This is a genomic window from Terrabacter aerolatus, assembly GCF_007991735.1.
In the GTDB taxonomy this organism is placed as follows: Bacteria; Actinomycetota; Actinomycetes; order Actinomycetales; family Dermatophilaceae; genus Terrabacter; species Terrabacter aerolatus.
In genome coordinates this window covers 108,843-135,345 of record NZ_BJYX01000007.1, presented here as the reverse complement: position 1 = coordinate 135,345, position 26,503 = coordinate 108,843, and the positions used below count along the sequence as shown (strand labels likewise).

The 26,503-nt window shown below is 71.7% G+C and carries 29 protein-coding genes and 1 tRNA gene; 13 read left to right on the top strand and 17 right to left on the bottom strand.

The genetic code is table 11. The features are described 5' to 3' along the window. Positions 1-40: 40 nt before the first annotated feature. A complete protein-coding gene (locus TAE01_RS08950; protein ID WP_186815115.1) occupies positions 41-670 on the bottom strand; it encodes a dihydrofolate reductase family protein in 630 nt (209 codons plus the stop codon). A 206-nt stretch (positions 671-876) separates the two neighbouring features. Here TAE01_RS08950 and pdxR point away from each other — a divergent pair, with 206 nt between their 5' ends. Then, a complete protein-coding gene (pdxR, locus tag TAE01_RS08945) occupies positions 877-2,184 on the top strand; it encodes a MocR-like pyridoxine biosynthesis transcription factor PdxR (RefSeq protein ID WP_246111233.1) in 1,308 nt (435 codons plus the stop codon). A gap of 165 nt (positions 2,185-2,349) precedes the next feature. Next, the gene (locus TAE01_RS08940) at positions 2,350-2,910 is read left to right on the top strand and encodes a P-loop nucleotide/nucleoside kinase family protein (RefSeq protein ID WP_222594100.1); all 561 of its coding nucleotides are present in this window, start codon (positions 2,350-2,352) and stop codon (positions 2,908-2,910) included. 135 nt (positions 2,911-3,045) lie between these two features. Here TAE01_RS08940 and TAE01_RS08935 read toward each other — a convergent pair. Then, positions 3,046-3,126: transfer RNA gene (locus tag TAE01_RS08935), tRNA-Tyr, on the bottom strand. 135 nt (positions 3,127-3,261) lie between these two features. Here TAE01_RS08935 and TAE01_RS08930 point away from each other — a divergent pair. Continuing rightward, positions 3,262-3,756 (top strand): YajQ family cyclic di-GMP-binding protein, encoded by a 495-nt coding sequence (locus tag TAE01_RS08930; RefSeq protein ID WP_147065549.1) that lies wholly within the window; start codon positions 3,262-3,264, stop codon positions 3,754-3,756. Positions 3,757-3,840: 84 nt separating this feature from the next. Here TAE01_RS08930 and TAE01_RS08925 read toward each other — a convergent pair whose 3' ends face one another. After that, positions 3,841-4,629, bottom strand: a complete 789-nt coding sequence (locus TAE01_RS08925; protein WP_147065548.1) for a DUF4031 domain-containing protein — start codon at positions 4,627-4,629, stop codon at positions 3,841-3,843. A gap of 139 nt (positions 4,630-4,768) precedes the next feature. Here TAE01_RS08925 and TAE01_RS08920 point away from each other — a divergent pair, with 139 nt between their 5' ends. Then, complete coding sequence (locus tag TAE01_RS08920; RefSeq protein ID WP_030193707.1) at positions 4,769-5,059, top strand: WXG100 family type VII secretion target; 291 nt, start codon at positions 4,769-4,771, stop codon at positions 5,057-5,059. A gap of 123 nt (positions 5,060-5,182) precedes the next feature. On the opposite strand, the gene groL is transcribed toward TAE01_RS08920, so the two are convergent. Together groL and TAE01_RS08910 are read right to left on the bottom strand one after the other, a co-directional pair. Continuing rightward, positions 5,183-6,814 (bottom strand): chaperonin GroEL, encoded by a 1,632-nt coding sequence (gene groL, locus TAE01_RS08915; protein WP_147065546.1) that lies wholly within the window; start codon positions 6,812-6,814, stop codon positions 5,183-5,185. Positions 6,815-7,037: 223 nt separating this feature from the next. Next, positions 7,038-7,463: an HIT family protein gene (locus TAE01_RS08910; RefSeq protein ID WP_147065544.1), complete on the bottom strand. Its 426-nt coding sequence runs from the start codon at positions 7,461-7,463 to the stop codon at positions 7,038-7,040. A gap of 92 nt (positions 7,464-7,555) precedes the next feature. Between TAE01_RS08910 and TAE01_RS08905 the strand changes: the two genes are divergently transcribed. Further along, positions 7,556-7,972 carry a hypothetical protein gene (locus TAE01_RS08905; RefSeq protein ID WP_147065542.1) on the top strand — a complete coding sequence of 139 codons (417 nt, stop codon included), beginning with the start codon at positions 7,556-7,558 and terminating at the stop codon, positions 7,970-7,972. 222 nt (positions 7,973-8,194) lie between these two features. Continuing rightward, complete coding sequence (locus tag TAE01_RS08900; protein ID WP_147065539.1) at positions 8,195-9,091, top strand: MBL fold metallo-hydrolase; 897 nt, start codon at positions 8,195-8,197, stop codon at positions 9,089-9,091. 31 nt (positions 9,092-9,122) lie between these two features. On the opposite strand, the gene TAE01_RS08895 is transcribed toward TAE01_RS08900, so the two are convergent. From TAE01_RS08895 to TAE01_RS08870, 6 genes are all read right to left on the bottom strand, one after another. Beyond that, complete coding sequence (locus TAE01_RS08895) at positions 9,123-10,187, bottom strand: P1 family peptidase (RefSeq protein ID WP_147065537.1); 1,065 nt, start codon at positions 10,185-10,187, stop codon at positions 9,123-9,125. After that, the gene (locus TAE01_RS08890; protein WP_147065535.1) at positions 10,184-10,648 is read right to left on the bottom strand and encodes a GNAT family N-acetyltransferase; all 465 of its coding nucleotides are present in this window, start codon (positions 10,646-10,648) and stop codon (positions 10,184-10,186) included. The genes TAE01_RS08895 and TAE01_RS08890 overlap by 4 nt, the downstream gene beginning before the upstream one ends. Before the next feature lie 104 nt (positions 10,649-10,752). Then, positions 10,753-11,070 carry a nucleoid-associated protein NapA gene (napA, locus tag TAE01_RS08885; protein ID WP_486388993.1) on the bottom strand — a complete coding sequence of 106 codons (318 nt, stop codon included), beginning with the start codon at positions 11,068-11,070 and terminating at the stop codon, positions 10,753-10,755. 197 nt (positions 11,071-11,267) lie between these two features. Beyond that, on the bottom strand, positions 11,268-12,629 hold the full coding sequence (locus TAE01_RS08880; protein WP_147065532.1) for a pyridoxal phosphate-dependent decarboxylase family protein: 1,362 nt from the start codon (positions 12,627-12,629) through the stop codon (positions 11,268-11,270). A 71-nt stretch (positions 12,630-12,700) separates the two neighbouring features. Then, complete coding sequence (locus TAE01_RS08875; RefSeq protein WP_147065531.1) at positions 12,701-13,348, bottom strand: HAD family hydrolase; 648 nt, start codon at positions 13,346-13,348, stop codon at positions 12,701-12,703. A gap of 9 nt (positions 13,349-13,357) precedes the next feature. Further along, positions 13,358-14,536, bottom strand: a complete 1,179-nt coding sequence (locus TAE01_RS08870; protein WP_147065529.1) for an N-acetylglucosamine-6-phosphate deacetylase — start codon at positions 14,534-14,536, stop codon at positions 13,358-13,360. Between the two features lie 44 nt (positions 14,537-14,580). Here TAE01_RS08870 and TAE01_RS08865 point away from each other — a divergent pair, with 44 nt between their 5' ends. The 3 genes from TAE01_RS08865 (at position 14,581) to TAE01_RS08855 (ending at position 17,245) form a co-directional block, all read left to right on the top strand. Continuing rightward, positions 14,581-15,258, top strand: a complete 678-nt coding sequence (locus tag TAE01_RS08865; protein ID WP_147065527.1) for a uracil-DNA glycosylase — start codon at positions 14,581-14,583, stop codon at positions 15,256-15,258. Next, positions 15,255-16,079, top strand: a complete 825-nt coding sequence (locus TAE01_RS08860; RefSeq protein WP_147065526.1) for an SGNH/GDSL hydrolase family protein — start codon at positions 15,255-15,257, stop codon at positions 16,077-16,079. The genes TAE01_RS08865 and TAE01_RS08860 overlap by 4 nt, the downstream gene beginning before the upstream one ends. Before the next feature lie 212 nt (positions 16,080-16,291). Next, positions 16,292-17,245 (top strand): DUF559 domain-containing protein, encoded by a 954-nt coding sequence (locus tag TAE01_RS08855; protein WP_147065524.1) that lies wholly within the window; start codon positions 16,292-16,294, stop codon positions 17,243-17,245. Positions 17,246-17,369: 124 nt separating this feature from the next. On the opposite strand, the gene gabT is transcribed toward TAE01_RS08855, so the two are convergent. The 5 genes from gabT to TAE01_RS08830 form a co-directional block, all read right to left on the bottom strand. Then, positions 17,370-18,707, bottom strand: coding sequence for a 4-aminobutyrate--2-oxoglutarate transaminase (gene gabT, locus TAE01_RS08850; RefSeq protein WP_147065522.1), 1,338 nt, complete (start codon positions 18,705-18,707; stop codon positions 17,370-17,372). Between the two features lie 157 nt (positions 18,708-18,864). Continuing rightward, positions 18,865-19,446 (bottom strand): dihydrofolate reductase family protein, encoded by a 582-nt coding sequence (locus TAE01_RS08845; protein WP_147065521.1) that lies wholly within the window; start codon positions 19,444-19,446, stop codon positions 18,865-18,867. Between the two features lie 68 nt (positions 19,447-19,514). Continuing rightward, on the bottom strand, positions 19,515-19,955 hold the full coding sequence (locus TAE01_RS08840) for a VOC family protein (protein WP_147065519.1): 441 nt from the start codon (positions 19,953-19,955) through the stop codon (positions 19,515-19,517). Between the two features lie 5 nt (positions 19,956-19,960). Next, a complete protein-coding gene (locus tag TAE01_RS08835) occupies positions 19,961-20,485 on the bottom strand; it encodes an SRPBCC family protein (protein ID WP_147065518.1) in 525 nt (174 codons plus the stop codon). Further along, complete coding sequence (locus tag TAE01_RS08830; RefSeq protein WP_147065516.1) at positions 20,482-20,871, bottom strand: ArsR/SmtB family transcription factor; 390 nt, start codon at positions 20,869-20,871, stop codon at positions 20,482-20,484. Before TAE01_RS08830 ends, TAE01_RS08835 begins: the two co-directional genes overlap by 4 nt. Positions 20,872-21,100: 229 nt before the next feature. On the opposite strand from TAE01_RS08830, the gene TAE01_RS08825 reads away from it, so the two are divergent. The 4 genes from TAE01_RS08825 to TAE01_RS08810 are packed head-to-tail and all read left to right on the top strand — an operon-like array spanning position 21,101 to position 24,200. Next, entirely contained in the window at positions 21,101-21,496 is a 396-nt protein-coding gene (locus tag TAE01_RS08825; protein WP_147065514.1) for a TOBE domain-containing protein, read from the top strand. After that, positions 21,493-22,308: a molybdate ABC transporter substrate-binding protein gene (gene modA, locus TAE01_RS08820; protein ID WP_147065512.1), complete on the top strand. Its 816-nt coding sequence runs from the start codon at positions 21,493-21,495 to the stop codon at positions 22,306-22,308. Before TAE01_RS08825 ends, modA begins: the two co-directional genes overlap by 4 nt. A gap of 36 nt (positions 22,309-22,344) precedes the next feature. After that, positions 22,345-23,130: an ABC transporter permease gene (locus TAE01_RS08815; RefSeq protein ID WP_147065510.1), complete on the top strand. Its 786-nt coding sequence runs from the start codon at positions 22,345-22,347 to the stop codon at positions 23,128-23,130. After that, positions 23,127-24,200 (top strand): ABC transporter ATP-binding protein, encoded by a 1,074-nt coding sequence (locus TAE01_RS08810; RefSeq protein ID WP_147065508.1) that lies wholly within the window; start codon positions 23,127-23,129, stop codon positions 24,198-24,200. Before TAE01_RS08815 ends, TAE01_RS08810 begins: the two co-directional genes overlap by 4 nt. A gap of 110 nt (positions 24,201-24,310) precedes the next feature. Here TAE01_RS08810 and TAE01_RS20865 read toward each other — a convergent pair whose 3' ends face one another. Further along, positions 24,311-26,191, bottom strand: a complete 1,881-nt coding sequence (locus TAE01_RS20865; protein ID WP_147065507.1) for a putative Ig domain-containing protein — start codon at positions 26,189-26,191, stop codon at positions 24,311-24,313. Between the last annotated feature and the right edge of the window lie 312 nt (positions 26,192-26,503).

The following is a 26,503-nucleotide window of genomic DNA, read 5'->3' as shown; positions in this document are numbered from 1 at the left end:
TGGTTGCGCACCGCTGTGGAACACACAGCGCCAGCACCCGTCACTGAACGTTGTTCGTGGTCGGAGCCGTTGGCAGCTCATTCAGCGTGCGGTAGCGCATGATCGCCGCGCCGCTGTCGAAGATGCGAGCGGAGTCGAGGGTGAGTGCCAGGTCGCATGAGACGTGGTCGAACAGCCGGGGCCCGGACGCGAGGACGGCGGGGTGGATGATGAGGAAGTACTCGTCGACCAGGCCCGGCGCGTCGGCCAGCGGGCCGAGTGTCTCCGGACCGAAGCAGGCGATGATGTCGGTGCCGTCCTGGTTCTTGAGCTCCTCGAGGTGACCGACGGCGTCCCCCGACCTCACCTCCCGACGCGTCTCTGGAGCGTCCTCGAGCGTGTGTGAGAGCACTACCTTCCTCATGCCGCCCAGAAGGCGAGCGAACTCGAGGCTGGCGGGGCTCTCGAGAACCTCGACGTCGGGCACGGTGCCTGCGGCCACCTGCTCCCAGTAGGGCACGACAACCTCGTACAGCCTGCGAGACATGGCCAGGGTGTCCGCGCGGGCGTACGTCTCGTTGACGTATGCCGTCTCTTCCTCACCCCACGCGAACGGCTGCCAGAACCGTCCGTCCGCGTGGCTGATCCGGCCGTCCAGGGTGACCTGCATGAGGACGATGAGCTTGCGCATGGAACTCTTCCTTCCTGGGTTTTCTGGTGGTCGTCTGATCAGGAGCATCGCCAGGGCGCGGTTGCGGACACCGAGCGCCGGGCGGACCCGGCTGGGGTGAGCGCCGGACACGTCCGGTGCTCATGGATCGAGTCTGCCGAGGCAGCGGTACAGTCAGGAGGTCCATTCGTGGGCTGACGGAGTAGACCATTTGGTTGACTGGACCCATGCCCGTCTCCTGGGGCCGCCGTGGGCCTGACCTGACGATGACGTTGGATCGCACCGGCGCGCCGCTCCTCGTCCAGATCCAGGAGCAGCTGCGCGCCGCCATCCGCGATGGTCGGCTCACGCCGGGCGAGAGACTGCCGTCCACCCGACGGATGGCCGAGCACCTGCAGGTCTCGCGCGGCACGGTGGTCGAGGTCTACGAGCAGCTGGTCGCCGAGGGGTACCTCGACGCGGTCGTCGGATCCGGTACTCGAGTCACTCAGTTCCCGGAGGGAGACCGACGTCGGCAGCTGCACCCGTCCTCGGCGCCACCGGCCACGTCCGTGGTCCGGTTCGACTTCGAGTACGGGATCCCGGACCTCAGGTCGGTGCCCCTGAGGGACTGGGTCTGGGCCGTCGGGGAGGCCACCAGGACACTGCCGACCGCCGGACTCGGGGACGAGGAGCCTGCTGGTTCCCCTCACCTGCGCGAGGTGATCACGGCCTACCACCGTCGCATCCGTGCCGGATGCGCCACGGCGGACAGCGCCATCGTGGTCGGCGGCTTCCGTCAAGGGCTGGCGTTCACCCTGGGGGTGCTCGCGCGCACGGGCGTCGGCGCGATCGGCCTCGAGGATCCCGGGCCACGTGAGCACGATCGGATGGCCGAGCGAGCCGGCTTGGCGGCACTGCCCATCCCGGCCGATGCCGAGGGCCTCGACGTCGCTGCGCTGCACAGGACCTCCGCGCGGGCGGTCCTGGTGACGCCGGCGCATCAATGCCCCGCGGGAGTCGCTCTCAGCCCGGCCCGGCGACGCGCCCTCATCGCGTGGGCCGACGAGGTCGACGGCGTGATCCTCGAGGACGACTACGACGCCGAGTTCCGCTACGACCGACACCCTGTCGGGTCCCTGCAGGGGCTGGCACCCGAGCGGGTCGTCGCTCTGGGCTCGGTCAGCAAGACGTTGGCTCCAGCCATCCGGATCGGCTGGCTCCTTGCGCCGCATCGCTTCCGGGACGTGTTGATCGAGGAGAAGCAGCTCAGCAGTCGCGGGGCCCCCGGCTTGGACCAGGAGGCGCTCGCGCTGCTGATCGAGTCCGGCCGCTTCGACCGTCACCTGCGGCGCATGCGCGAGCTGTACCGAGGGCGCCGTGACGTCCTGGTTCGCGAAACCACCGCCCTCTTCGGTCCCGCGAGCCTTCGGGGCCTTGCCGCAGGTTGCCACGCTGTGCTCTCGCTGCCCCCCCCGATGTCAACGAGGATGCCGTCGTCGAGGTCGCTCGAACGCTGGGGGTCCGCGTCAGCGGCCTCGGGAGATACCGACTGACCCCATCACCTGCCGATCCTGCTCATCTGATCGCGTTCGGCAACCTCACCGAGGGCCAGCTCGTCTCCGGCATCCACGCCATCGCCGAGGCCGTACGCCGTTGCAGACAGACAGCGGACCCGGTCATACCCCTCGACGTCGGTGGCTCGGCGTAGCTTTCGTCGGGTGACACCGAACAGGACTCGAGCACCCCGCGTCGTGATGATGTGCGGCCCGGGTGGTGCGGGCAAGAGCACCTACGCCAAGCGCCTCGAGCGCGAGGGCTGGACGCGTCTGTCGTTCGAGGTGGAGTTCTGGAGTCGCGGAATCACGACGATGCCCTCCACCCGCGTCGTGGCCGCGGTGGCCGCAGACCTGAAGGCCCGGCTGCTGCGCCATGTCGTAGCGGGAGACGATGTCGTGCTCGACTTCGGCTTCTGGTTCCGGCGACAACGCGATGAGTTCCGCGCGCTGCTCGCACCCCATGCCATCGTGCCCGAGACGGTCTACCTGGCAACGACTCTCGAGACCATCCTGAGCCGAGTGGGTGACCGGCATGGCAGGTGGGCGGATGACTGGCCGCTCACTGAGCAGTCAGCAACGGAGTACTTCGAGCGATTCGAACCTCCGACGCCCGAGGAAGGACCGCTCGAGGTGGTCCGCTGGTCCGGCGACGGCGTCACGAGCGCCCGCCGGCCACCGACTCGTTCAGAGCCGGCCGTGTCTGACGCGTGCTCTGGCCGGTGACGTCAGCACGACAGCGCGTCCACGACGTACGACCCGGCATCCGTCGGCGCCATCCGGGGCCGGACACCGAGGACGAGCAGCAGAAGGGCCTCCGACCGACGTTTCCGCTGGTCAGAGGCCCTTCTGAGCACTGGGTGGCAGGTGAAGGATTCGAACCTTCGTAGCTCTCGCGACGGATTTACAGTCCGTTTCCATTGGCCGCTCGGACAACCTGCCTTGGTGCGTCTGGAAGGATAGCAAGAGATCGGGCGCGGCCCGAAATCGGGGCCGGGGCGATGCCTTCGCCGTGTCCCCGGACGCCCGTGCACCCGCCCGACGGACCAGACAACAGCATGCGGAAGGACCCCACCGATGGCCGACTCGTCGTTCGACATCGTCAGCAAGTTCGACAAGCAGGAGATCGCCAACGCCGTCAACAGCGCCAGCAAGGAGATCGCCACGCGCTACGACTTCAAGAACGTCGGCGCCACCGTCGACCTCGCCGGCGAGGTCATCAAGATGAAGGCGAACACCGAGGAGCGCTGCCTCGCAGTGCTCGACGTCGTGCAGACCCACCTCGTCAAGCGCAAGGTCAGCCTCAAGCACCTCGACGTCCCCGAGGCGGGTCCGCGCCTCTCGGGCAAGGAGTACCACCTGGACGCGCCCCTCAAGGAGGGCATCTCCCAGGAGAACGCGAAGAAGATCAACAAGCTGATCCGTGACGAGGGCCCCAAGGGTGTCAAGAGCCAGATCCAGGGCGACGAGCTGCGCGTCTCGAGCAAGTCCCGCGACGACCTCCAGGCCGTCCAGCGGATGCTCCGCGAGGCCGACCTCGACGTGGCGCTGACCTTCACGAACCAGCGCTGACCGGCCGGGTCCGCCTGCGCGACAGGCGAACCCACAGCTCAACATCACGGATGCCGTCCACTGCCGTGGGCGGCATACGTGCGTTCAGGAGGGGCGGGCGAGGTCGCGCAGGTCCGGGAACACCTCGACGGCGAGGGCCCACCAGAACAGGTGCCCGCACAGCCCGGCATACTCCTGCGGCGTGACCCAGCGGGTCTCGTGGATGCCGTCGTCGCCGTCGTTGAGGGCGGGCCGCACGTCCTCGAGACGGGCACGGAAGACCTGCAGGTAGGGCCGCGACGAGCCGATGACGTTGTCGTCGGTCCGGGGCGTGAACCGTTCGTAGCCGCAGGGGAACACGTCTCCGAGGCGTAGCCGCAGCCCGGTCTCCTCGAAGGTCTCGCGCACGGCGTTCTCGATCGGTGTCTCGTCGGCCTCGCGCCAGCCCCCGGGCGAGCCCCACTCGTCGCGACGCACGCTGTGCACGACGGCGAAGTCCCCGCGTCGGTCGCGCACGAAGACCATGGCAGCCATGACGCGCTCCTGCGCCATCGGCTCGTCCGAGGCGACGAGGTCGACGTCGCTGGCACCGTTGGGGAACGGGACGTCGAGGATGCGCCGCACGCCACGGTCGCGCTTGCGCTTGCGCAGCCGCAGGCCCGACGCGTTGAGCCGCCGGGCGAGGTCGACACCCGTGGTCGGCGTGGCACCCGCCTCGACGACGTCCTGCCACCGGCCCTCCGGCACGTCGTAGTGGTCCCCGTCGAACGAGCGCGGGTGCAGGCCGGCTGCCCGCGCGACCACGTGCAGCTCCGCGTAGGAGGCGTCGCTCACGAGGTGGGCGAAGAGCCGACCGTGGGCGGGCCAGATCGGCTGGTCGATCCACACGGTCATGGCTCGCAGCCTAGGCCAGCCCGACGACGCCTGCCGCGCCCTCCCCTGTGGATGACGCCCTCAGCCGCTCCCGGGCCCGACCTAGCCTCGAACGCACGTGGCCACCGTCCGGTCGGCCCACCGATCGAGGAGGAGACCCATGTCCCGTTCCGTCGTTGACACCGAACGCATCGCCGCCGCGGCGGCCGACATCAACCGGCTCGCCGACACCATCACGTCGAGCACCTCCGAGCTGCGGGGACGGCTCGCCGGCATGGGCGCCGACTGGCAGGGCCCGGCGAAGGTCGAGTTCGAGCGCGTCATGCACGACTACCAGCGCATCCAGGCCCAGATGACCGAGGCGCTGGCCGACGTCGGCCGGCTGACCCTCAAGGCGTCGTCGGCCTACGCCGAGCACGAGAACGCGACCCGCGCCCTCTTCGCGCGCTGAGCCCGCCGAGCTCGCTCGCGCCCGCACACAGGCCGAAGGGCGGCTCCCCCGTGAGGAGGAGCCGCCCTTCGAACGGTGTCGTGCAGTGCTGCGACGAAGCAGCGGTGCAGCGAGCAGGTGGGCTCAGAAGCCCATGCCGCCCATGCCGCCCATGTCGTCGCCACCGGGCATGGCCGCAGCGGCCTTCTCGGGCTTGTCGGCGATGACGGCCTCGGTCGTGAGGAACAGCGCCGCGATCGAGGCTGCGTTCTGCAGCGCCGAGCGCGTCACCTTGACCGGGTCGATGATGCCGGCGGCCAGCAGGTCGACGTACTCACCCGACGCGGCGTTGAGGCCGTGGCCAGCCTGCAGGTTGCGCACCTTCTCCGCGACGACTCCACCCTCGAGACCGGCGTTGATGGCGATCTGCTTGAGCGGGGCCTCGGTCGCGACGCGCACGATGTTGGCACCGGTCGCCTCGTCACCCTCGAGCGCGAGCTCGTCGAGCGCCTTGGCAGCCTGGATGAGGGCGACGCCACCACCGGCGACGATGCCCTCCTCGACGGCAGCCTTCGCGTTGCGGACGGCGTCCTCGATGCGGTGCTTGCGCTCCTTGAGCTCGACCTCGGTGGCCGCGCCCGCCTTGATGACGGCGACGCCACCGGCGAGCTTGGCGAGGCGCTCCTGGAGCTTCTCGCGGTCGTAGTCGGAGTCCGACTTCTCGATCTCGGCCTTGATCTGGGCGATGCGGCCCTCGATCTGCGAGCGGTCCTCGGCGTCCTCGACGATGGTCGTCTCGTCCTTGGTGACGACGACCTTGCGAGCCTTGCCGAGCAGGTCGAGGGTGGCGTTCTCGAGCTTGAGACCGACCTCCTCGGAGATGACCTGGCCACCGGTGAGGATGGCGATGTCGGTGAGCATGGCCTTGCGGCGGTCGCCGAAGCCCGGAGCCTTGACGGCGACGGACTTGAACGTGCCCTTGATCTTGTTGACGACGAGCGTCGCGAGGGCCTCGCCCTCGATGTCCTCGGCGATGATCAGCAGCGGCTTGCCGGACTGCATGACCTTCTCGAGCAGCGGGACGAGGTCCTTGATGCTGCCGATCTTGGAGTTCGCGACGAGCACGTAGGCGTCGTCGAGGACGGCCTCCATGCGCTCGGTGTCGGTGACGAAGTAGGCGGAGATGTAGCCCTTGTCGAAGCGCATACCCTCCGTCATCTCCAGCTCGAGGCCCATGGTGTTGGAGTCCTCGACGGTGATGACACCTTCCTTGCCGACCTTGTCCATCGCCTCGGCGATGAGCGCACCGATCTCCTCGTCGGCCGCCGAGATGCTGGCGGTCGAGGCGATCTGCTCCTTGGTCTCGATCTCCTTGGCCTGCTCGAGCAGGCGCGCCGTGACGGCCTCGACGGCCTTCTCGATGCCGCGCTTGAGCGCCATCGGGTTGGCGCCGGCGGCCACGTTGCGCAGGCCTTCCTTCACCATGGCCTGGGCGAGCACGGTGGCCGTCGTCGTGCCGTCACCGGCGACGTCGTCGGTCTTCTTGGCAACTTCCTTGACGAGCTCCGCACCGATCTTCTCGAACGGGTCGTCGAGCTCGATCTCCTTGGCGATGGAGACACCGTCGTTGGTGATCGTGGGGGCGCCCCACTTCTTCTCCAGCACGACGTTGCGGCCCTTCGGGCCGAGCGTGACGCGGACGGCGTCGGCGAGGATGTTCATGCCCCGCTCGAGACCGCGGCGCGCCTCTTCGTCAAAAGCAATGGTCTTGGCCATTCGGGTGGTTCCTCCCACACGAAACGTTGGTGGTGGACCGCACGACGCCCGCGACGGACGGGACCGGTCTCCCCAGCTTCATGTCGCTGCGAACCCAGCCCCTCGGCATACGGCCCATTTCTGTCACTCCCATGACGAGAGTGCTAACGCCATTATTGGCACTCTCGGGGTGAGAGTGCAAACGTTCCGGCACGTCCGGGACGGTGGGTGCCGTCCGCTCGGCTCAGGCGCCGGCGGGCGGCGTCAGTGCGGCGGCGATCCGGGCGGCGTGGTCGGCCGACTCCTGCTCCGACGCGTACGTCGTCCGCGGCCAGAAGAAGCCGCGCAGCCCGTCGCCCTTGGTGCGCGGCACGACGTGGACGTGCAGGTGGGGCACCGACTGGCTCACGACGTTGTTCATCGCGACGAAGCTACCCTGGGCCCCGAGCGCCGCGACGACGGCGGCCGCGAGGCGCTGGGTCGCCCCGAGCAGCGTCGCGTGCAGGTCGGCCGGCAGGTCGAGCAGGGTGTCGACGTGCTGCCTCGGCACGAGAAGCACGTGCCCCTTGAACACCGGACGCCGGTCGAGGAAGCCGACGAGGTCCGGCTCGTCGAGAACGACGTCCGCCGGGGTGTCGCCGGCGACGATCGAGCAGAAGACGCAGTCCATGTCGTCAGGCTCCCACGCGCCACCCACGGGGTGGACCGGGTGCAGGCGCCTAGTGGCAGAAGATCAGCAGGACGCAGCCGCCGCTGCTCGACGTGGGCGAAGGGGTCGGGCTGGGCTGCTTCGTGTGCGTCGGCGTGGGCTTCGGAGCCGGGCTCGTGGGAGTCGGGCTCGGCGGCGCCGTGGAGCTCGGGGCCGCGGTGGCGGGCGGTGGGGTGGCCGTGGTCGGCGACGGACCCGGAGCTGCGGTCGTCGGCACTGACGACGTCGGGGCCGAGCTCGGCGCCGACGCGGGGTCGACCACGGCGGTGCCCGTCGGGCGGCCGTTCGTCGACGTGCCCGGCGCCCCGGGGACCGCCGTCGCGCTGCCGGTCCCGGTGGACGACCCGCTGGACGTGCCGGCCGACCCCCATCCGTCGTCGGTCGGGGTGTTGCCCCAGCTCCCTCCGGGCAGCCCCGGGAAGGCGCCGGAGGCCATCGCCTCGTCGCTCCAGCTCGGTCCGGACCAGTAGGCGACCGCACCGGTCGTGACCAGGGCCAGGCCTGCGAGAACTGCCGCGACCATGAGCTTGCGACGGGACTTCGAGCCGGGTGCGGAGGTGCGGTACTCGGTCGACATGGGTCACCAACGTAGACGAATCAGGCGTCGAGCGCCTGTTCGCGACCGGGCCGGCACGGGGCCGCTACGGTGGATCCATGCTCGTCGAGACGTGGATCACACCGCAGCAGCCTGCATGACCGCGCCCGGGTCCGAGGCGGGTCACGACCTCTCGTCGGGCGGCTTCGTCGAGGTCGCCGACCGCGTCTTCGTGGCCCGCTACCGCCAGTGGGACGTCAACGTCGGACTCGTCCTCGGGCGCCACGGAGCCGTCGTCGTCGACACACGGGCGAGCGACGTGCAGGGCGCCGGGGTGCTGGCCGACATCCGCCGTCTGGGCCGCGACATCGAGGTTCGTCACGTCATCAGCTCGCACGTCCACTTCGACCACACCTTCGGCAACGCCGCGTTCGAGACGGCGATCGTGCACGCGCACGACAACGTCGGACGCACGACCCACACCGCAGCCGAGCAGATCAAGGCCGCCTTCCGGGCCGACCCGGGCCCGGCACCGGAGTTCGGCTACACCGAGACCGACGCCGCCGAGGTCATGGCCACCGTCGTCCGTGGTCCCGACCGGACCTTCGGCTCCAACGCGACCATCGACCTCGGTGACCGCGTCGTGACGATGGCGTATGCCGGCCGCGGCCACACCGACGGCGACGTGGCCGTGCTCGTGCCCGACACCGACGTCATGTTCCTCGGCGACCTCGTCGAGGAGAGCGCACACCCGTCGTTCGGCGACGACTGCTGGCCGCTCGAGTGGGCCGACACCCTGACGTCGCACCTCGTGGAGGTGTCCGGTCGCACGGTGGTGGTGCCGGGCCACGGCCGCCCGGTCGACGAGGACTTCGTGCGGCGCCAGCGCGACGAGGTCGCCTCGGTGGCGGCGGTCATCCGCGAGCGCCGGCTCGGTGGTGTCTCGCTCGAGGAGGCCCTGCGCGACCCGGATGCGCGCCTGCCCTACCCCCTCGACCACCTCGACTCCGCCTTCCGCCGCGGCTGGGACCACCTCACCCCACCCACCACCTGACCACCCGGCCGCTGCCCGCGACGAGCCCGCCTCAGCGCCCCAACGCGGACGGGAAGGCGTCGGACCACGACCGGAGCGCCAGGCCACCGTCGTCCGAGCGGTCGACCGACGTGGCCGCGAGCAGCGCGTGGACGACCGCCCGGGCGACGCAGTCGGCGCCGGCCTCCATGAGCAGGGTCTGCTCGACGGGGTCGGGGGCGGGCCGCTCGCCGGTCGCCAGCGTGAAGAGGGTGTCGCCGTCGAAGAGCGTGTGCACCGGCCTGAGGGCGCGGGCGAGCCCGTCGTGCCCGACGCCGGACGCCTTCTGGCACTGCGCCTTGGTCAGGGTGGCGTCGGTGGCGATGACGCCGATCGTCGTGGCGAGACCCGGCCGTCCGGCACCGGCCGGCTCCGCCTCGAACCTGGCGCGCGCCGCCTCGAGCTCGACGGCACTCGGCCGGCCCACGTGGGCCAGCTCGTCCCCGAGAGCCAGGCCCACGGCATACGGAATCCCCGTGGCGGGGTCGACGGCCGACCCGACCGCGTTGACGGCCACGAGCGCGGCGACGGTCGCGCCCGACTCGAGCACGATGCTCGCGGAGCCGATCCCGCCCTTGAAGCCACCGACCTTCGCCCCGGTGCCGGCCCCCACGCAGCCCTGCTCCACGGCGTCCGCCGACGCCGCGGCGTAGGCCGCCCTGCCGTCCTCGGCGCGCGGACGGTGACCCCAGGTGCCACCCCGTCCCAGGTCGTAGAGGATCGCAGCCGGGACGATGGGCACCACCTGCCCCGACTCGCCCACGGGCCACCCGATCCCGTCGTCGAGCAGACCGTCCATGACCCCGTCGGCGGCCGCGAGACCGAAGGCCGAGCCCCCAGCGAGCACGACGGCGTGGACCCGGTCGACGAGGTTGCGGGGGTCGAGCACGTCGGTCTCGCGGGTGCCGGGCCCTCCGCCGCGCACGTCGACCCCGGCCACGGCTCCGCTGGGCGGCGCGGCGACGACGGTGACGCCGGTGAGCCAGCCCGGCTCGTCGCGCGTCCAGTGACCGACGCGCACGCCGGCGACGTCGACGAGGGAGTTGGTCGGCCCGGGCGTCGGCCCGGCACCGGTCACTGCGGGTCTCGGAGGTCGAACTCCATGAGCCGGCCGGGCGAGCTGAAGCCGAGCCGCTCGTAGAACTCCTGGGCGCGGTCGTCCGGGGCGTTGAGGCGGATCCACTTCACGTCGGTGGTGCGCGACCACTCGATCATCGCCTCGGTCAGCGCGCGACCGACCCCGCGGTCGCGGCAGCCGGGAGCCACGAAGAGGCCCCCGACGTGCAGCCACGACACGTCCTTGCGGCCGGGCCAGGGCAGCGCGCGGATGCGGCGGGTCTCGAGGATGCCGGCGTGCTCGCCGCGGCTCTCGGCGATCCACGTCGGGCGGTCGGGACGCTCGGCCAGCCACGCGTCGACGAAACGGTCGAGGTAGCCCGGCTCGGACGGCATACCGAGCTCGCGGGCGAACTGCAGGTGCAGCGCGGCCACGATGAGGGCGTCGTCAGCCGACGCGCGACGGATCGTCACCTCGGCCATGAGGGAAGTGAACCACGGGGGCGCTCGAACGGCGCGCAACCCGGCGGGACCGGCCGGGCGGACGCGCAGGGCGGCTCAGGGTGGAGCTCAGCAGGTGGGACGGCTCAGACGTTGATGCCGAGGCGGCGGGTGGTGCGCGCCCGCTGGCGGCTCGCGCGCATGCGGCGCAGACGCTTGATGAGCATCGGGTCGGCCTCGAGGGCCTCCGGGCTGTCGAGGAGGGCGTTGAGCACCTGGTAGTAGCGCGTGGAGCTCATGTCGAAGAGCTCCTTGATGGCCTGCTCCTTGGAGCCGGCGTACTTCCACCACTGGCGCTCGAACGCCAGGATCTCGAGGTCGCGCGCGCTGAGGCCGTCCTCGGACTCGTGGCGGTGCGGCTGCGCCGTGGCGTGTTCTGTGCTCATGTCCCCGTCTCGCTGCAGTCGTGCTGCGTCTCGCGTCGTGCGTTGGCTCCGGTCACACCCTAGACCGAAATGACAAGGGTGTCATTCAGCTGCGGCGTGGCGCGGCATGTCGTCGGGGCCGGCTTGGTAACGGGTGGAACACCGGTCACACCAGCCCCTCCAGACCCATCCGTGGCCCCGGCTGGACCTCGCATCAGGCCGGCGTCGACCCCGCGTCAGGCCATCGTGTCGAGGATGGCGTTGACGTCCTCCTTCGTCGTGTGCGGGTTGACGATGGCGAAGCGCGTCAGCGTCTCCCCGCGGAAGGTCGTCGGCACGACGAAGGCGAACTCCTCCCCCAGCAGCCGGTCGGTCCAGGCCTGGTAGTCCTCCGGGCCCCAGCCGAGCCGCCGGAAGACGACGACCGAGAGGTCGGGCTCGCGCACCGCCTCGAGGTAGTCGCGCCGTCCGATCTCGTCGGCGGCGAACCGCGTCACCTCGAGCGTGCTCTCGATGGCCTCGACGTAGGCGTCGGTGCCGTGGACGGCGAGGGAGTACCAGAGCGGAAGACCGCGGGCCCGGCGCGTCAGGCCGATCGAGTAGTCGGTCGGGTTCCACTCGGCCGACTTCGTGATGACGTCGAGGTAGCCCGCCTCCTGGGTGTGGGCCAGCCGCGCGAGCTCGGGCTCGCGGTAGATGAGGGCGCAGCAGTCGAAGGGCGCGAAGAGCCACTTGTGCGGGTCGACGATGAACGAGTCGGCGTGCTCGATGCCGTCGAAGAGGTAACGCACCGAGGGCGCGGCGAGCCCGGCGCCGCCGTAGGCGCCGTCGACGTGGAGCCAGAGGCCGTACTCTCGGCACACCTCGGCGACCGACGCGAGGTCGTCGACGACACCGAAGTTCGTCGTGCCGCTCGTCGCGACGACAGCGAAGAAGGTCTCGGGCCCGTTCTCCTCCAAGGTCTTGCGCAGCTCGTCACCCGTGAGGCGCAGCTGGTCGTCGACGTGCACCCCGCAGACTTCGGCGTCCATGACCGCCGCCATCGAGACGACGGACGAGTGGGCGTTGTCGGTGGCGGCGATCCGATAGGGACGCGCGCCGGTGCCCGCCTGCCTGGCCTTCGCCCGGGCCGTATGCCGTGCCACGACGAGCGCCGACAGGTTGCCCACCGTGCCGCCGGGCACGAAGACGCCTCCGGCCGACTCGGGCAGGCCCGCGAGGTCGCTGATCCAGCGCAGCGCCTGGTTCTCGGCGTAGACCGCGCCGGCTCCCTCCATCCACGAGCCGCCGTAGATCGACGAGGCGCCGACGACGACGTCGAAGGCCGCGGCCTCACGCGTCGGCGCGCACGGGATGAAGGAGAGGTAGCGCGGGTGGTCGGTGGAGAGGCAGGCCGGCGCGAGGGTGTGCTCGAAGAGCTCCATGGCCCGCGTCGAGCCGAGACCCTCGGGGGTGATGGTCTGGCCGGCGGCCGACTGCAGGTAGTCCTCCGTCTGCGCCCCGTCGAGCGGGATCGGGTCCATGAGGAGCCGTTCGCGGGCGTAGCTGAGGACCTTGTCGACGGCGACGTGGTCGGCGTCCTTGTCGAAGCTGTGCACGCACAGATGCTAGGCCCTGCGACCCGGTGCCTTCGACCGTCGGCCGGTCGCGTGACGGGTGGGGCGGGTGGTCAGCCGAGGAGGGCGGTACGCAGCTCGTCGGCCGTCGAGGCGACGACCGTCGGGCGCACCCCGTGGAGGGCGTCCGGCTGTCCGGCGCCCCACGTGACCGCCACGGTGTCCATGCCCGCGGCCTTGCCTGCGAGCACGTCGACGACGGCGTCCCCGACGTAGACGGCGTCGTTGGAGCCGCGGCCCATCCGGTCGAGGGCGAGCAGCAGCGGCGTGGGGTCCGGCTTGTGCCGCTCGGTGTCCTCCATGGCGACGAGGACGTCGACGTGCTCGCTGATCCCGAGGATGTCCATGGCCTGCTGGGCCGACTCGCGCCGCTTGGACGTGGCGACCCCGACGTGGACGCCGGCGGCGCGCAGGTCGCCGAGGACCTCCACCACGCCGTCGTAGCCCCGGATGAGCCGCTCGGTGTTGTCGGCGTTCCACGTCAGGTACGTCGCGTAGAGCTCGTCGGCGTGCTCGGGCGAGTGGTCGCGGAAGGCGCCGATGAGCGGCCGTCCGATCCACGAACGGATCACGTCCGGGTCCTCCTCGTGGCCGAGGATGGTGCGGAACGCGTGCTGGTACGACTCGACGATGAGGTTGATCGTGTCGGCCAGCGTGCCGTCGAGGTCGAAGACGGCGGTGGACCAGCGGGGAGAAGTCACCGGCCGAGCCTAGGGCAGCACCGGGTCCAGCCACCGCCCTCGTCTCATGACCCGGGTCGGGTGGACGGCGTCGTCGACGACGACGAGGTCGGCCCGTGACCCGGCCGCGAGCGAGCCCCGGTCGGCCAGCCCGAGTGCGCGGGCCGGGGTGCGTGTGGCGGGGCGGACGGCATACGCCATCGGGACGCCGCCGGCGACGACCCGGGCGACGATGTCGGCGACGTGGCTCGTGCCGCCGGCGATCGAGCCCGGCGTCGTGCCGTCCGGGTCGCGCGCGAGGCGCGCGACGCCGTCGTCGACGACGACCGAGAGGCCGCCGAGGACGTAGCTTCCGTCGCCCACCCCGGCGGCAGCCATGGCGTCGGAGACGAAGGCGACGTGGTCGACGCCGACGAGGTCGAGGACGGTGCGCACCGTGTCGTCGGCCAGGTGCGCCCCGTCGGCGATGAGCTCGACGGTCACGGCTCCCCTGGCAGCCGAACGCATCAGTGCCGCGACGGCGCCCGGGTTGCGGTGGTGCATGGGGTCCATGCCGTTGAAGAGGTGCGTGCCGAGGTCGGCTCCGGCCGCGACGGCCTCCTCGACCTGGGCGTAGGTGGCGGTCGTGTGGCCGATCGCGGCATGGATGCCGGCCGAGGTGAGCCAGCGGACGAGGTCGAGCCCGTGCGTGCGCTCAGGGGCGAGCGTCATCTGCCGGATGTGGCCGCGGCCCAGGGCGATGAGGCGCTCGACCTCGGCGAGCGCCGGGTCGCGCAGCAGGGTGGGGTCGTGGGCGCCGCAGCGCGCCTCGGCGAGCCACGGGCCCTCGAGGTGGATGCCGTCGACGACGCCGTCGTCGGCGAGCTCGGCGAGCATCGCGACGCCCCGTTCGAGGTCGCGCGGGCTCATCGTGACGAGGCTCGCGAGGAGGCTCGTCGACCCGGCGCGGTGGTGGTGCTCGGCGGCCGCGACCGCGGCGTCCTCGCGCAGGTCGGTGAAGGCCGTCCCGCCGCCGCCGTGGCAGTGGACGTCGACGTATGCCGGCACCATCGTCCCGCTCACGCGCTCGGCCGCGTCGGCGCCCTGTGGGGGCTCCGCGCCCGCGGTGAGAGGGGTGAGGGCGGTGATGCGCTCGCCCTCGACGCGGACGAGGACGTCGGGCAGCACGGCGTCGTCGACGAGGGCGGGTCCGCGCAGTGTGAGGTTCATCGGGGTCGATTCTGTCGCACGGCGGGCGGGGGTAGCGTGAGGCCGTGCCAGCCCGACCCCTCAGCGACCTCGTCCACCCGACGTGGGTCCCGGCGCTCGAGCCGGTGGCCGACACCATCACCGAGATGGGTGAGTTCCTGCGCGCCGAGGTCGCGGCCGGCCGCGGTTACCTGCCCGCCGGCGACCGGGTGCTGCGGGCCTTCTCGCTGCCGCTGCCCGATGTCAGGGCTCTCGTCGTCGGCCAGGACCCGTACCCGACGCCGGGCCACCCGGTGGGGCTGAGCTTCAGCGTCGCGCCCGACGTGCGCCCGGTCCCCCGCTCGCTGCAGAACATCTACGCCGAGCTCGGCACCGACCTCGGGCTGCCGACGCCGGGCAACGGCGACCTGACACCGTGGTTCGAGCGCGGCGTCATGCTGCTCAACCGGGTGCTGACCGTGCGGCCCGGGGCGAGCGCCAGTCATCAGGGCAAGGGCTGGGAAACCGTGACGGCACAAGCGATCTCGGCCCTGGTCCAGCGCGGCGGCCCGCTCGTGGCGATCCTCTGGGGACGTCAAGCGCAGTCGCTGGCCCCGATGCTCGGCGACGTGCCGCGCATCGAGTCGGCCCACCCGTCGCCGCTGTCGGCGCGCTCCGGCTTCTTCGGCTCGCGGCCCTTCAGCCGCACCAACGACCTCCTCGCCCAGCAGGGCGCGGCACCCATCGACTGGAGGCTGACATGACCCAGCCATCGCCCGAGGCCTCGAAGCCCTCGGTGTGGACCCGCTTCGTGGCGATCGGCGACTCGTTCACCGAGGGCATGTGCGACGACGACCCGACGTTCGGGCACGACGGCGAGTTCGCCGGCTGGGCCGACCGCCTCGCGTCGCACCTGTCGGAGATCGCCCGCACCGAGGGGGTGGACTTCGGCTACGCCAACCTCGCCGTGCGTGGGCGCAAGCTCGCCGACGTCGTCGGCCCGCAGCTCGAGGACGCCCTGTCGCTGCAGCCCGACCTCGTCAGCATCGTCGGCGGCGGCAACGACATCCTGCGGCCCAAGGCCGACCTCGACAGCCTGGCCGCCCGGCTCGAGGCCGCCGTCGCGCGCATCCGGGCCACCGGCGCCGACGTGCTCATGGCGACGCCCGTCGACCCGGCCGACGCGCCGCTCGTCAAGGCGACTCGGGGCCGGGCCGCGATCCACACCGCGAACATCTGGAGCATCGCCCGACGCAACGGTGCCCACGTCATCGACCAGTGGGGCCTGCACGCGCTGCGCGACTGGCGCATGTGGAGCGAGGACCGCATCCACATGACGACCGAGGGCCACCGCCGGGTCGCGCTCGCCGCGCTGGAGGCGCTCGGACACACGCCGGCCGAGACCGACTGGGCCACGCCCCTCGAGCCCGCGCCCCCGATCGGGCGCCGCGAGGCCCTGCAGGCCAACGCCCAGTGGGCCAAGGAGTACGTCGGCCCGTGGGTGCACCGCCGCCTCACCGGCCGCAGCTCGGGCGACCACCGCCAGGCCAAGCGCCCCGACGTCGCCCCGCTGGACCCGTCGTAGGGCCCACCACCCGCCGACGTATGCCGTGTGCGCGGGCCGGCGTGACGGCATACGGACGCGTCGGCGAGGACGACTGACTCCCCTTCGTCGGCCGGGGCCTGCGCCTGAGCACGGTCGCGAGGGTGCGCCACCGCGAAGGGTCGTCGCTCGTCCCTCCTCCCCCTGTGGAGAAGCCCGGCCGGCGCGCGACCGTCTTTGCCACGCTCGGCGTCATGACCACCCGGTGTCGACCTCGACGGGGCCGCACGACGGCCGATGTCGTCGCCGCCCTGACGCGTCTCGGCGGCATCTGCTCGTGGCGCGAGCTGCGGCGGGCGGTGCCGTGGCGGCTCATCGGACCGGCTGTCGAGTCCGGGCTCGTGCGGCGGATCGGCCACGGCAGCTACGCGTTGCCCGCCGCCGACGACGGTCGGGTGGCCGCCCGGCGGATGACCGGTGTCGCGTCGCACCGGACCGCGGCGCTGCACTGGGGGTGGAAGGTCAAGACCGTGCCGCGCCTGCCCGACGTCACGGTCCCGGCACGACGCAAGCCGCGCGCGAGCACCCGCGGTGGCGCGACCGTGCACCGTCGCACTCTCGCTCCCGGTGATGTCGTGGACGGCTGGGTCACGACGCCGGTCCGCACCGTCCTCGACTGCTGCCTCGACCTGCTGTTCGACGAGGCCCTCTCGGTCGTCGACTCGGCGCTGCGGAGCGGCCTGCCGAGGCGCGCGCTCGTCACGGCCGCCGGGGCGCTGGGCCCGCGCCTCCGGGCTCGCGCCCTGGCCGTCGTGAGGCAGGGCAGCGCGCAGGCGGCCAACCCGTTCGAGTCGGTGCTGCGCGCCATCGCCCTGGGCGTCGGTTCCGACTGGGACCCCCAGCACCGGATCCGCTACGACGACTTCTACGCGCGGGTCGACCTCGCCGACGAGCACCTCGGGATCGTGCTGGAGGCCGACAGCTTCGAGTTCCACAGCGAGCGGGCAGCCATGTCGCGCGACACCGAACGCTATGACGAGCTCGTCTCGCGCGGGTGGCTCGTGCTGCGCTTCACGTGGGAGCAGGTCATGCTCCGGCCGGCGTGGGTCGCGCAGGTCATCGAGCGGACGGTCCGGCGCCGCGTCACCGAGCTCGGGGCGGACCGGGGACGGCCGACGACCTCTCGCGGCTCGGTCGCCGCGGCCTGAGCACCGCAGGACCGTGGTCGATGGGCGAGAGGGAGTCAGTCGTCCCCGCCAGCCGAGGCCCGAGCGCACGTATGCCGTCCCGCTGGCTCAGCGGGACGGCATACGTTCTCGGGTCGGCGGGGTGTCAGACGGAGGCGGCGAACGCCTTCTCGAAGATGTCGAGGCCCTCGGAGAGCAGCTCGTCGCTCGCGGCGAGCGGCGGCAGGAACCGGAAGACGTTGCCGTAGGTGCCGCACGTCAGGGTGACGAGGCCGTCTGCGTGACAGGCCTTGTTGACGGCGCCGGTCAGCGCGGCGTTCGGCGTCAGGTCGCCGGGGCCGTTGACGAGCTCGACGGCGAGCATGGCGCCGCGGCCGCGGATGTCGCCGATCTGCGGGTACTTCTCGGCGAGCGCCTGCAGGCGCGGGACGAAGAGGGCCTCGACCTGCTTGGCGCGGCCGCAGAGGTCCTCCTCCTTCATCGTCTCGATGGCGCCGAGGGCGGACGCGCAGGCGACGGGGTTGCCGCCGTAGGTGCCCCCGAGGCCGCCACCGTGGATCGAGTCCATGACGTCGGCGCGGCCGGTGACGCCGGCGAGCGGGAGGCCGCCGGCCATGCCCTTGGCGGTCGTGATGAGGTCGGGCACGACGCCCTCGTGCTCGCTGGCGAACCAGTCACCGGTCCGGCAGAAGCCGGTCTGCACCTCGTCGGCGATGAAGAGGATGCCGTTGTCGGCGCACCAGTCGGCGACCTGCTTGACGAATCCCGGTGCGGGGACGATGAATCCGCCCTCACCCTGGATCGGCTCGAGGATGACGGCGGCGAGGTTGTCCTCCCCCACCTGCGCGTGCACCTGGCTGACGAACGCGTCGAAGCTCTCCTTGGCGCAGTCGGCAGGACCGCCCGGCCAGCGGAAGGGGTAGCTCATCGGCGCGCGGTAGACCTCGCCGGCGAACGGCCCGAACTTGTGCTTGTAGGGCATGTTCTTGGCCGTGAGCGCCATCGTGAGGTTGGTGCGGCCGTGGTAGGCGTGGTCGAAGGCGACGACGGCGTTGCGGCCGGTGAAGTGGCGCGCGACCTTGACGGCGTTCTCGACGGCCTCGGCGCCGGAGTTGAAGAGCGCGGTGCGCTTCTCGTGGTCACCGGGCGTCAGCTCGTTGAGGGCCTCGGCGACCTCGAGGTACTCCTCGTAGGGCGTCACCATGAAGCACGTGTGGGTGAAGTCCTGCACCTGGGCGGTGACGCGGTCGACGACCCGCGGGGCGGAGTTGCCGACGGTCGTCACGGCGATGCCCGAACCGAAGTCGATGAGCTGGTTGCCGTCGACGTCGACGAGGATGCCGCCGCCGGCACGCTCGACGTAGACCGGCAGGCCGGTGGAGACGCCGGCGGACACGGCCGCCGTCTTGCGGGCCTGGAGCGCAGCCGACTTCGGGCCGGGGATCGCGGTCTGCAGGAGCCGCTGCTGGGGGACGTTGCTCATGGGGGTCAGTATGCCGCCCGGCCGGGCCCGGACGGAACCCGGGTCGCACGCCCCGCACCTTCGCATTCCGCACCTGATCGACGCATTCGGTCGCCGAGTCCGTGGCAGAACCATGGGTTCGCGACCGAACGCGTCGTTCGGCGGGGGCGAGGCTGCGTCAGGCGGCCGGGCGGAGCACCCGGTAGCGCAGGTGGACGGCCTCCGGGGTGGCGCTCGTCTCGAGCAGCTCGAGCCGGAGGTGACCGACGTCGAGGCCGGCGAACATCGGGGTGCCGCTGCCGAAGAGGACCGGGGCCACGTGGAGCGACACCTCGTCGACGAGCCCTGCGGCAAGGCACTGACGGCCGAGGTCGGCCCCGCCCATGACGGTGACGGTGCGACCTGCCGCCGCCTCCTCGGCCTGCTCGACCGCGGACTCGATCCCGTCGGTGACGAAGGTGTAGACGCCACCCTCCGGCACGGCGCCGGCGTCCGGCGCCTCGTGCGTGACGACGAAGACCGGACGGCGGGCCACGCCGGACGGCCCGTCGGCGCCCCACGACGGGATCGAGTGGTCGTAGGTGGTGCGACCGGCGACGACGGCCCCGAGGCCGCTGACGGCGCGCTCGAGGTAGTCGCGGTCGACGAGCCAGCCGTGCAGCTGCTCCCCGCCCGGCCCGAGCGGCTCCTCCACCGTCTGCGGGGCCGCGGTGACGAAGCCGTCGAGCGACAGGCTGATGTCGAAGACGACGGTGCTCATGATTGCTCCTGGATCGTTTGGGGCGGAGACCGGCGGCGCACCCTGTCGTCGCGCCGCCGGTCGGTGGGTCAGAGCTCGACGCCCTCGCCGAAGCGGCCGCGGGCCTCGTGCGGGATGAGGGGCTGGTCGGCCCGGACCTTGAGCTGCTGGACCGCCCACGAGTTGCCGTCCGGGTCGGTGAACCCGAAGAACGTCCCGCCGTCGCGCGGGTCGATCGTCTGGATCTCCGAGCACTCGACACCGCGGCCGACGAGCTCGGCCCGGGCCGCCTCGGCGTCGGCGACGACGAGCTGGACGCCGTGGAGCGAGCCGGGGGCCATCCCCCGCTGGGACGGCAGGTCGCCGACGACGATCGAGCAGCCGGAGCCGCGTGGCGTCAGCTGGGCGACGTGCATGTGCTCGTTCTGCGTCTCGTGGTCGAGGTCGAAGCCGACCTGGTCCCGGTAGAAGGCGATGGCCGCGCCGAGGTCGCTGACCGGCACGATGACGACCTCGAGGGTCCAGTCCATGCCGGTCACCCCTGCGCCGCGGAGGAGGTCGTGCTGGAGTCCGAGGATGCGCCGGACGCCGCCTCGGCGACGAGCTCGTCGAGACGCTCGTAGCCCTCCGACATCCCCTTCTCCATGCCGCTCTCGACCATCATGTCGCGCCCCTCGACGGTGCGCCCGACGCTGCGGCCCTCGAGCCGGCAGCGTCCGTCACCGAGGTCGACGAACCGCATGAACTCGATGGCGACCTCGTCCGGCGCCCCTTCGAACTCGAAGGTCTGGACGGCGAGGTCGTTCTCGCGGACCGTGTGGAAGGTGCCGCGGAAGCCGTAGACGTCGTCGCCGTGCCGGTGGGTGTAGCGATAGCCACCACCCGACGTGAAGTCCCAGCGCTCGATCTGCATCTCATAGCCCCGCGGGCCGAGCCACTGGCGCACGAGGTCGGGGTCGCGGTGGGCGTTGAACACGGCCGCGACGGGGGCGTCGAACTCGCGCGTGAAGTCGATCCACGGCACGCCGGCGGGGATGTCGAGGGTGAGTGGGTTGGTCATGGCTGCTGCTCCTTGTCGGTGTTGCGGGCGGGTGCTGCTGCGGAAGCGGGTGGGGAGGTGCGCTCGAGGACGGCGTCGAGCGACCGGAAGCGCTGCTCGGCTGCGAGCCGGTAGCGGTCGATCCAGGCGGTCAGCGCCTCGAGGCGCGCGGCCTCGAGGTGCACCGGGCGGCGCTGGGCCTCGCGGGACCGGCTCACGAGACCGGCCAGCTCGAGCACCTGGATGTGCTTGCTGACGGCCTGCTTGCTGATCTCGAACGGCTCGGCGAGCTCGTTGACGGTCGCGGCGCCCCGACTGAGGCGGGCGACGATGGCGCGCCGGACGGGGTCGGCGAGGGCCGCGAAGGCGCGGTCGAGGTCTACGTCCGAGACGGGCGAGAGCATCATGGTCAACTAACTCCTTGATCAACTAACACGTTGATTAAAGCCGCGACCGGCCGCCACGTCAACCCCTCTGTGGGGCATGACGCGCCACAGGTCCCCCGACGGCCGCTGCGGTTCGCCACGGGCCCGCCCCCCAGCCCGCCACGCACCCAAGACCCGGATCGCAGCACAGCCGCGCGCGCGGCATACGCACGCATCACAAAACCGCAGATGCGGGTGTAATGTCGCGCCCATGCCGCACCTGCGAATCACTGAGGCAGCCGCGCTGCTCGGCGTCTCCGACGACACGGTCCGTCGCATGGTCGACTCGGGACGCCTCGAGGGCGCCACCGACGACGCCGGCCGCCGCACGGTCGACGGCGCCCAGCTCGCAGCCGTGGCGCAGGAGCTCGCGCATCCGGCTGCGGTCGGCGCCATCGGGGGCGCGTCCGCCCGCAACCGGATGCGCGGCATCGTCACGGCCATCACGCGCGACACGGTGATGGCCAAGGTCGAGCTGCAGTGCGGCCCGTTCCGCATCGTCTCCCTCCTGTCGAGCGAGTCCGTCGACGACCTCGCCCTCGAGGTCGGCTCGGTCGCGGTCGCGAGCGTCAAGTCCACCCACGTCGTCGTCGAGGTCCCCGCATGAGCACCCGCTCCCCCCGCCGCGCGCCCCGCACGCTCGTCCCCGCCGTGGCCACCGGGCTCGCCGCCCTGCTCCTCACCGCCTGCGGCACCACGACGCCGTCGACCACCGCCACGGGCCAGCCGGCCGGAACGGGTGGCGGGCCCTCATCCCTGCAGGGCACCGTCACCGTGCTGGCCGCCGCCTCGCTCACCGAGTCGTTCGACCGGCTCAAGCACGACTTCGAGGCGGCCCACCCCGGGGTCACCGTCGAGACCTCCTACGGATCGAGCGCCACGCTCGTGCAGCAGGTGAACAACGGTGCCCCGGCGTCGGTCATCGCGCTCGCCGGCACGGCCGCGGCCAAGCCGCTCGACGCGTCGATGGTCAAGGACACCAAGACGTTCGCGACCAACGTCCTCGAGATCGCCGTCCCGCCGGGCAACCCCGGCAAGGTCACCTCGATCGACGACCTCTCGAAGCCGAGCGTCAAGGTCGTCCTCTGCGCCGACACGGTGCCGTGCGGCAAGGCCGCGAAGGCGACCTTCGCCAAGGCCCGCGTCGTGCCCAACGTCGTCAGCCAGGAGGTCGACGTCAAGGCGACGCTCGCCAAGGTCAAGCTCGGCGAGGCCGACGCCGCCGTCGTCTACCACTCCGACGTCGTGGCCGCGAAGGACGCCGTCAAGGGCGTCGAGATCCCCTCCCAGGTCAACACGAGCCTCACCTATCCCGTCATCACGCTGTCCGACGACGCCGCGACGAAGGCGTTCGTCGCCTACCTGCTCAGTGCCCAGGGGCTCGCGACGGTGCAGTCGTTCGGCTTCGGCGCGCCCTGAGGTCGTGTCGCGCGGCCACCGGCAGGATGACCTGACATGAGGTATGCCGCCGGCTGGCGTTCACGCGTCGCCCTCGGCGTCCCAGCGGGGCTGGCCCTCCTGCTGCTCGTCGTGCCCCTCGTCGCCCTGCTCCTGCGTGCCGACTGGGCCCGCATCCCGTCCGACCTCGCGACGCCGACCGTCCTGCCCGCACTGCGGCTCTCGCTGACGACGACGTCGGTGACGGCGGTGCTCTGCCTGCTGCTCGGCACTCCCCTGGCGTGGTTCCTCGCCCGGTCGGACCACCGAGCGACGAGCTGGGTGCGAGCCCTGCTGACCGTGCCGCTCGTGCTCCCGCCCGTCGTCGGCGGCGTCGCCCTGCTCATGACGTGGGGGCGCAACGGGGTGATCGGACAGCACCTGACGCCGTTCGGCATCCAGATCCCCTTCACGACGGTGGCCGTGGTGCTCGCCGAGACCTTCGTCGCCATGCCCTACTACGTGCTCGCCGTCGAGGGCGCGATGCGCGGCCTCGACCCCCGGCTCGAGTCGGTGGCCCGGACCCTCGGCGCCAGCGACCTGCGCTACCTGCGCACCGTCGGCATCCCGCTCGTCCTGCCCGGCATCGCGAGCGGCCTCGCCCTCGCCTGGGCTCGGGCGCTCGGCGAGTTCGGCGCGACCATCACCTTCGCCGGCAACTTCCAGGGCCGCACCCAGACCCTGCCCCTGCTCGTCTACGTCGAGCTGGAGCGGGACCCGCAGGTGGCGATCTCGATCAGCATCATGCTGCTGGCCGTCAGCGTGCTCGTGCTCGGCGTCCTCCGTGGCCGGTGGCTGCGATGACCCCGCCGGGCCTGCGGCGCGACGGGCTGGACGCGCGGGTTCGACTCTCGCGCGGTGCGATCGAGGTCGATGTCGCCCTCACCGCCGAGCCCGGACAAGTCATCGGGATCCTCGGCCCCAACGGGGGCGGCAAGACCTCGACGGTGCTCGCGCTCGCCGGGGTGCTGCCCCTCGCGGCGGGGCACGTCGAGGTGGGCGGTCGGCTCTGGGACGACGGACGTCGCCGCCTGGCGCCCGAGCAGCGCCAGGTCGGCCTCATGCTCGCCGACAGCCTGCTCTTCCCCCACCTGCGCGCCCTCGACAACGTCGCCTTCGGCCCACGCAGCCGAGGCGTGCCCCGACAGCAGGCCCGACAGCGTGCGCGCGCCGAGCTCGAGCGGGTCGGCCTGGCCGACCGCGAGTCGGCCAGGCCGGGCGAGCTGTCGTCCGGCCAGCAGGCGCGCGTGGCGCTGGCCCGCGCCCTCGCCACCGACCCCGCCCTGCTGCTGCTCGACGAGCCACTCGCGGCACTCGACCCGGACACCCGCGCACGCACGCGCAGCGACCTGGCAGCGCGGCTCGCGGCATACGACGGGGTGACGGTGCTCGTCACGCACGACCCGCTCGACGCGCTGACGCTCGCCGACCACCTCGTCTTCGTCGAGGACGGCAAGGTGAGCCAGACGGGCACACCGGCCGACGTGCTCAGCGAACCCCGAAGCGCCTACGTCGGCACCGTCGTCGGGCTGAACCTGTATGCCGGACAAGGCGACTCGCACGGACACGTGCGCACCGCGGACGGGGGGCTCATCGTCACGACCAGCCCGACCGAGGGTCCGGTGTGGGCCACCGTGCCGCCGAGCGCCGTGTCGTTGCACCTGCACGAGCCGGAGGGTTCACCGCGCAACGCGTGGCGGCTGCGCATCTCGGCGGTGACGATGCAGGGGCAGTCGGCCCGGGTCGGGCTCGTCGGTGGCGTGCCGCTCACGGCGGAGGTGACCCTGGAGTCGGTCACCGCCCTGGGCCTGCAGGTCGGGCACGACGTCTGGGCCGCCGTCAAGGCCACCGAGGTGCGCACCTACCCCCGCTGATCTCACCCACGTGAGCCGGAACGCCGAAGGGCGGATGGAGCACGGATCTCGTCCGCACCCCATCCGCCCTGGCCCCCGTCAGCCCGTCATCGGGCCGACGGGTCCCGAGCTCAGCCCAGCGTCACCGCGGCGTCGTCGATGACGAAGGACGTCTGCAGCGAGCTGTCCTCGGCGCCGGTGAAGCCGACCGTGACCGTCTGGCCCGCGAGCGAGGAGACGTCGAACGACTTGAGGACGTAGCCCGAGGCCGCGTTGGCGTTCGAGAGCGTCGTCAGCGTCGTCGAGCCCGCCTTGACGGTCAGCGTGTCGTAGGCCGTCGAGCCCGACTCGGCCGTGTCGATGTGCACATAGAACGACAGGGTCGCCTTGCACCCGGCGGGGATCGTCACCGACTGCGTGAGCGTGTCGGTGTGCGCCGAGCCGTAGCCGTCGAGCCAGGCCTTCCAGCTGCCCGAGTGCGCCGGCTCGCTGGTCGAGCTGTCGACGACTCCGGTGCTCGCGGCCCACGGTGCGGCACTGCCGGTCTCGAAGCCGGGGTTGCCGAGCAGCTGACCGCTGCACGAGGTGCCCGACGTGCCGATGGTCCAGGTGAAGGTGGCCGACCCGCTGGCGATGGTCGTGTCCTTGGCCGACACCGTCACGCTGTAGGTGCCTGCGGCAGAGGGGGTTCCGCTGATGAGGCCGGTCGAGCTGTTGATCGACAGACCGGTCGGCAGGCTCGTCGCGGAGTAGGTGAGGGTCTGGCCCGACGCGGAGTCGCTCGCCTGGATCTGCAGGCTCTTGGCCGTGCCGACGGTGCCGGACTGGTTGCCGGGGTTGGTCACCGTCACCGTGTTGCTCGTCGTGCCGCCCACGGTCGGGTGCGAGATGTCGCACCGGTTCGTGTCGTTGGACCACGTGGCCTGCTCGGCGTAGGAGCCGTTGCCCATGGCCACGTTGCCGGCGCCGCCCGCGGAGCCGGGCGCGATCCACGCGCACTCGTCCGCGTTCTCCTGGCCGTTGTAGGTGGCGTTCCCGGTGTGGTTCGTCCAGCCGCCGGCGGGGTTCTGGTCGGTGACCGTCTCGGCGTACTCGTGGCCCTCGACCATCGTGTAGCCGTCGGTCGTGCCGGCGCTGCCGGAGTTGACGAAGTTCTGGCCGCAGCTCGAGCCCTGGTCCATGACGTACGGCATGTTCGTGAAGGCCACGTCACCGACGCCCGAGGTGACGCTCACGTCGCCGTTCCAGTCGTGCCAGGCGCAGAAACCGCCCGTCTTGTAGTTGTCGGGATTGAGGCCGGTCGCCGAGAGGACGACGTACTGCGCGTAGCGGTTCGAGGCGGAGGTGGTGTTGCCGAAGTGGCTGGCCGCCTTGACGGCCTCGGTGCCGAGCTGCGTGCCGGTCGCGGCTGCAGGCTCGGCGGCGCTGTTGTCGTACCAGACTCCCGCGAGGGCGCCGCCGGTCGGGTAGCCGACGTGCGCCGTTCCCGAACCGCACGAGGTCGCGCCACTGGCGACACCCGGGCCGTCGCAGTACTGGGTCATGACGCCGGACCACTGCTCACCGCCGGTGCCGAGGCCCTTGAACATCTGCTGGAGGCGGCCCGCGCCGCCCGCTGCGTCACTGGAGAAGGTGAGGTTGCCGTTCGAGTCGGTGCCCTGGCTGCCCCACTGGGTGCCCCAGAAGACGAGGTAGACCTTCGGCTTGCCGCTCGTGACGCCGATGCCGTCGACCGCACCACCGTAGGAGAGTGTCTGCGTGCCGGTCGCGGCCGTCGACTGGGTCTGCGCCCACTGCTTCATCCGGGCGTTCGTCGCCTTGGTCGGCACGACGCCGTGTCGGTAGGAGTGGCCCGTCTGGGGCGAGTAGGGGTTCGGTGCCGTGCGGTGGGCACTGCCCGCCGGCGAGGCCCCTGCGGTGGGTGACCCGGCGACGGCGGCCGCAGCGGCGAGCGCCAGGGCCGAGACGGCCAGACGGGCGAGACCCCGGCGGCGCGTGTGGTTGGACAGCATGTGGATCCTCTCGAAGGGTGTGACGAAGGACCGGAACCGAGTGGCGCGCAGGGTCGGCGTGACACGGCTCAGGGAACTGCCTCCGACCGGTGACCCGGACGGCGCTTGAAAATGTAGGGGCGCTGGGAGCCGTTGCGGTTCAAGGGATTTCAAAGATCCCGTATCCGGAGCGCCATGACTTGGACGCCAGTTGACCCACCTGCACGACCGCTGGATCCCCCCTGTGTGCCGGATGTCATTCGCATGGGAGGACGCCGGGTCCAGGATGGGAGCGGATCCCTCTCGGCCGGCTCGGGCGGGGCCGACAGCCCG

Bases quoted from the DNA above. Each gene is read 5' to 3' on its own strand.
- TAE01_RS08825 (WP_147065514.1), top strand. From the start codon at position 21,101: ATGCCGCACCTGCGAATCACTGAGGCAGCCGCGCTGCTCGGCGTCTCC.
- pdxR (WP_246111233.1), top strand. From the start codon at position 877: ATGCCCGTCTCCTGGGGCCGCCGTGGGCCTGACCTGACGATGACGTTG.
- TAE01_RS08910 (WP_147065544.1), bottom strand. From the start codon at position 7,463: ATGGACTGCGTCTTCTGCTCGATCGTCGCCGGCGACACCCCGGCGGAC.
- TAE01_RS08830 (WP_147065516.1), bottom strand. From the start codon at position 20,871: ATGATGCTCTCGCCCGTCTCGGACGTAGACCTCGACCGCGCCTTCGCG.
- TAE01_RS08925 (WP_147065548.1), bottom strand. From the start codon at position 4,629: ATGACCGTGTGGATCGACCAGCCGATCTGGCCCGCCCACGGTCGGCTC.
- modA (WP_147065512.1), top strand. From the start codon at position 21,493: ATGAGCACCCGCTCCCCCCGCCGCGCGCCCCGCACGCTCGTCCCCGCC.
- TAE01_RS08835 (WP_147065518.1), bottom strand. From the start codon at position 20,485: ATGACCAACCCACTCACCCTCGACATCCCCGCCGGCGTGCCGTGGATC.
- TAE01_RS08810 (WP_147065508.1), top strand. From the start codon at position 23,127: ATGACCCCGCCGGGCCTGCGGCGCGACGGGCTGGACGCGCGGGTTCGA.
- TAE01_RS08815 (WP_147065510.1), top strand. From the start codon at position 22,345: ATGAGGTATGCCGCCGGCTGGCGTTCACGCGTCGCCCTCGGCGTCCCA.
- TAE01_RS08840 (WP_147065519.1), bottom strand. From the start codon at position 19,955: ATGGACTGGACCCTCGAGGTCGTCATCGTGCCGGTCAGCGACCTCGGC.
- TAE01_RS08900 (WP_147065539.1), top strand. From the start codon at position 8,195: ATGACCGCGCCCGGGTCCGAGGCGGGTCACGACCTCTCGTCGGGCGGC.
- TAE01_RS08855 (WP_147065524.1), top strand. From the start codon at position 16,292: ATGACCACCCGGTGTCGACCTCGACGGGGCCGCACGACGGCCGATGTC.
- TAE01_RS08930 (WP_147065549.1), top strand. From the start codon at position 3,262: ATGGCCGACTCGTCGTTCGACATCGTCAGCAAGTTCGACAAGCAGGAG.
- TAE01_RS20865 (WP_147065507.1), bottom strand. From the start codon at position 26,191: ATGCTGTCCAACCACACGCGCCGCCGGGGTCTCGCCCGTCTGGCCGTC.
- TAE01_RS08870 (WP_147065529.1), bottom strand. From the start codon at position 14,536: ATGAACCTCACACTGCGCGGACCCGCCCTCGTCGACGACGCCGTGCTG.
- TAE01_RS08920 (WP_030193707.1), top strand. From the start codon at position 4,769: ATGTCCCGTTCCGTCGTTGACACCGAACGCATCGCCGCCGCGGCGGCC.
- groL (WP_147065546.1), bottom strand. From the start codon at position 6,814: ATGGCCAAGACCATTGCTTTTGACGAAGAGGCGCGCCGCGGTCTCGAG.
- TAE01_RS08860 (WP_147065526.1), top strand. From the start codon at position 15,255: ATGACCCAGCCATCGCCCGAGGCCTCGAAGCCCTCGGTGTGGACCCGC.
- TAE01_RS08845 (WP_147065521.1), bottom strand. From the start codon at position 19,446: ATGAGCACCGTCGTCTTCGACATCAGCCTGTCGCTCGACGGCTTCGTC.
- gabT (WP_147065522.1), bottom strand. From the start codon at position 18,707: ATGAGCAACGTCCCCCAGCAGCGGCTCCTGCAGACCGCGATCCCCGGC.
- TAE01_RS08950 (WP_186815115.1), bottom strand. From the start codon at position 670: ATGCGCAAGCTCATCGTCCTCATGCAGGTCACCCTGGACGGCCGGATC.
- TAE01_RS08890 (WP_147065535.1), bottom strand. From the start codon at position 10,648: ATGGCCGAGGTGACGATCCGTCGCGCGTCGGCTGACGACGCCCTCATC.